This window comes from Clostridium sp. TF11-13AC, from assembly GCF_003481065.1.
Lineage (GTDB): Bacteria > Bacillota > Clostridia > Lachnospirales > Lachnospiraceae > Otoolea > Otoolea fessa.
Map to the genome: position 1 here is coordinate 1 of NZ_QUKJ01000017.1, position 4,105 is coordinate 4,105.

The window sequence follows — 4,105 nt, forward strand, 5'->3', positions numbered from 1 at the left end:
TTTATTTTGTTGTGATTTTTTAGAATATTTTGTCATTTCTATTTATTTCACACATACTAAATTAAAAAATCAGCAGCATTCCCACCAGCTTATTTTGATCCTTCTTGCGGAAATGCCGCTGATTTATTTTGCGCCATTTTCTTCTATTATCATATATACAACTATTTGCTCTCTTCTCTTTCCAAACACTACAGTAACGAGATTGCGGTGTGCCATTTTTCAAAACTGTACATAATATATAATTTTAATAATGGGTATGGAAGAAAGCGACTGAAAAATCCAGATACCGCCTGTTTGAGAAGCTCACTTCCCTGTTTCAGGAAATTAATCTTGAGCTTCAATACACGGGATAAAGTTCAGTATTAATACAGAATACTCGCCAGAATACTTAAAGGAAGCCGCATCGAAATACGCAGAAATCTGGCAGTTGGATGAAACAACGTTTGTCGCCGGTAAAGGACATCGAAAGTCAGTCCAGCAGCGCCATTATGAAAAACTTAAGGAATATCTGTCAAATTGGAATTCCCTATTACACAAAAAACCGCCATACATTTCTGTACAACGGTCTTCTTTACATATCTTCAAAACTGCACACTGAATTTCTTCTCCTCTCTATCTTTCATCCTTTTAGGAAATACCTTCCTCTTTCCTATCCAATTCTTAACCATAACCTTTTGGTTAAGCCCTCGACCGATTAGTAACAGTCAGCTTCAGGTATTACTACGCTTCCACCTCTGCCCTATCTACCTCGTCGTCTTCAAGGGGCCTTACTACTTGCGTATGGGATATCTCATCTTGAGGGGGGCTTCACGCTTAGATGCCTTCAGCGTTTATCCCGTCCCGGCTTGGCTACTCTGCCATGAACTTGATAGTTCAACAGATACACCAGAGGCCAGTCCACCCCGGTCCTCTCGTACTAAGGGCAGCTCCTCTCAAATATCCTACGCCCGCGCCGGATAGGGACCGAACTGTCTCACGACGTTCTGAACCCAGCTCGCGTACCGCTTTAATGGGCGAACAGCCCAACCCTTGGGACCTACTTCAGCCCCAGGATGCGATGAGCCGACATCGAGGTGCCAAACCACTCCGTCGATGTGAACTCTTGGGAGTGATAAGCCTGTTATCCCCAGGGTAGCTTTTATCCGTTGAGCGATGGCAATCCCACTTTCTACCACCGGATCACTAAGTCCTACTTTCGTACCTGCTCGACCCGTCGGTCTCGCAGTCAAGCTCCCTTCTGCCTTTGCACTCTTTGAATGGTTTCCAACCATTCTGAGGGAACCTTTGAGCGCCTCCGATACCCTTTCGGAGGCGACCGCCCCAGTCAAACTCCCCACCTGACATTGTCCCACCTCCGGGTCACGGAGGTTGGTTAGAAATCCAGTACCACAAGGGTGGTATCCCAACAGCGACTCCGACAAGACTGGCGTCCTGTCATCAAAGTCTCCCACCTATCCTGTACATGCAGTACCGAATCCCAGTATCAAGCTAGAGTAAAGCTCCATGGGGTCTTTCCGTCCTGGCGCAGGTAACCAGCATCTTCACTGGTATTTCAATTTCACCGGGTGCATTGTCGAGACAGCGCTCAAATCATTACGCCTTTCGTGCGGGTCGGAACTTACCCGACAAGGAATTTCGCTACCTTAGGACCGTTATAGTTACGGCCGCCGTTTACTGGGGCTTAGATTCAAAGCTTCGATTGCTCTAACCTCTCCTCGTAACCTTCCAGCACCGGGCAGGCGTCAGCCCATATACCTCACCTTTCGGTTTCGCATAGACCTGTGTTTTTGCTAAACAGTTGCTTGAGCCTATTCTCTGCGGCCACATCTCTGTGGCACCCTTTATCCCGAAGTTACAGGGTCATTTTGCCGAGTTCCTTAACAATGCTTCTCCCGCCGGCCTTAGGATTCTCTCCTCATCCACCTGTGTCGGTTTACGGTACGGGTACATATCACACAATAGCGGCTTTTCTCGACAGCTCGAATCCCGGACTTCGCTACTTTAATTCGCTCCGCATCACGTCTTCGGCTTACTAAGCGGTTTTGCCAGCTTAGCACCTACCTCGCTTGCCCTGGTATCTTCATTCCCAGGTTCCGGTATCTCTCTGTGTCCCCACAGTTCTGATGATATGCAGTACAGGAATTTCAACCTGTTATCCATCGACTACGTCTTTCGACCTCGCCTTAGGCCCCGACTTACCCAGAGCAGATCAGCTTTACTCTGGAAACCTTAGATATTCGGCCTGGAGGATTCCCACCTCCATCTCGCTACTCATTCCGGCATTCTCTCTTCTTAAAAATCCACAGCTCCTTATCGGTACTGCTTCCTCTCTTTAAGAATGCTCCTCTACCAATGATATAATCATTCCTAAGCTTCGGTGTTGTGTTTTAGCCCCGGACATTTTCGGCGCAGGACCTCTCGACTAGTGAGCTATTACGCACTCTTTGAATGTGTGGCTGCTTCTGAGCCAACATCCTAGTTGTCTTCGAAATCCCACATCCTTTTCCACTTAACACACACTTTGGGACCTTAGCTGTAGGTCTGGGCTCTTTCCCTTTTGACTACCCAACTTATCTCGTGCAGTCTGACTCCCGTACATCATTTATGCGGCATTCGGAGTTTGATATTCTTCGGTAGACTTTGACGCCCCCTAGGAAATTCAGTGCTCTACCTCCGCTAAACTAATACGAGGCTAGCCCTAAAGCTATTTCGAGGAGAACCAGCTATCTCCGGGTTCGATTGGAATTTCTCCCCTATCCACACCTCATCGCCACCCTTTTCAACGGATGTGCGTTCGGTCCTCCATTCCCTTTTACGGGAACTTCAACCTGGACATGGATAGGTCACCCGGTTTCGGGTCTGCACATGCTGACTTTACGCCCTATTAAGACTCGCTCTCGCTTCGGCTCCGGAGCTTTACTCCTTAACCTCGCCAGCATCCGCAACTCGCCGGACCGTTCTACAAAAAGTACGCGGTTGCACCTTAACGTGCTTCCACAGCTTGTAAACACAGGGTTTCAGGTTCTCTTTCACTCCCCTCCCGGGGTCCTTTTCACCTTTCCTTCACAGTACTATGCGCTATCGGTCACTAAGGAGTATTTAGCCTTGGGGGGTGGTCCCCCCGAATTCCCGCAAGGTTCCACGTGTCTCGCGGTACTCTGGATCCTGCCGTTGCTTATCGTTTTCATGTACGAGGCTTTCACTCTCTCTGGCCGGTCTTTCCAGGACCGTTCCATTAACGAATCAGCTCACTTATGCAGTCCGTAACCCCAGAGTGCACGCACTCTGGTTTGGGCTCTTCCCATTTCGCTCGCCGCTACTTTGGGAATCGATGTTTCTTTCTCTTCCTCCGCCTACTTAGATGTTTCAGTTCAGCGGGTTCCCTTCCATACGTTATGGATTGGCGTATGGATGACTGAGGTCTTCTCAGCCGGGTTTCCCCATTCAGATATCTCCGGATCAATGGATATTTGCTCCTCCCCGAAGCTTTTCGCAGCTTATCACGTCTTTCATCGGCTCTTAGTGCCAAGGCATCCACCCTGCGCTCTTATTAGCTTAACCAATTGATTCACACCGCGGGTACGGTGTTCCTCTCAGATGCATAGCGTTGCATCTTTGGCTTATGGTGTTTACAATTAATAATTGCTTGTTTTGGTTTGTTTGGTTACACTTTCGTGTAACACCTCGGATGTCTTGATATTTGTTTCAAACCTCTCGGTTTGAACTTTGTATCAGATTTTCAATATGCAGTTTTCAAGGTACATTGCGAAAACAAAATGTTTCGAATGCGTTGAAAGCTTGCTTTCATAAGCCTTCGTAATGTTTTGTTTTCATAACGTGCCTGCACGTGAGTGAGGAAACTTTGTTTCCGAACTGCAATGTACAGCCACTTGACTGACCATTTATCAGTCATTCACAACCTCGATAAGCTCGAACTTATGAATCACTGGTAAAAACCAGTTATATGAAACAGCACTTCCCTGCTGGTGTAGGTTAACACATCCTCATCACAGATAGTTCATCCATTCCGATGTGTCCGTTCTATTTCAAATCGCATTCAGCGAATTGTTTTTAATGGAATCCGGCATCCACCTGCTTTCCCATG

At 47.4% G+C, this 4,105-nt stretch carries 1 protein-coding gene and 1 rRNA gene; one reads left to right on the forward strand and one right to left on the reverse strand.

What is annotated here, in order from left to right; genetic code table 11:
* A partial coding sequence (locus tag DXD12_RS15455; protein ID WP_207665270.1) for a hypothetical protein occupies positions 1 to 235 on the forward strand: 235 nt, incomplete at its 5' end.
* A 439-nt stretch (positions 236 to 674) separates the two neighbouring features.
* On the opposite strand, the gene DXD12_RS14970 is transcribed toward DXD12_RS15455, so the two are convergent.
* Positions 675 to 3,561: ribosomal RNA gene (locus tag DXD12_RS14970) — 23S ribosomal RNA — on the reverse strand.
* Positions 3,562 to 4,105: the final 544 nt, after the last annotated feature.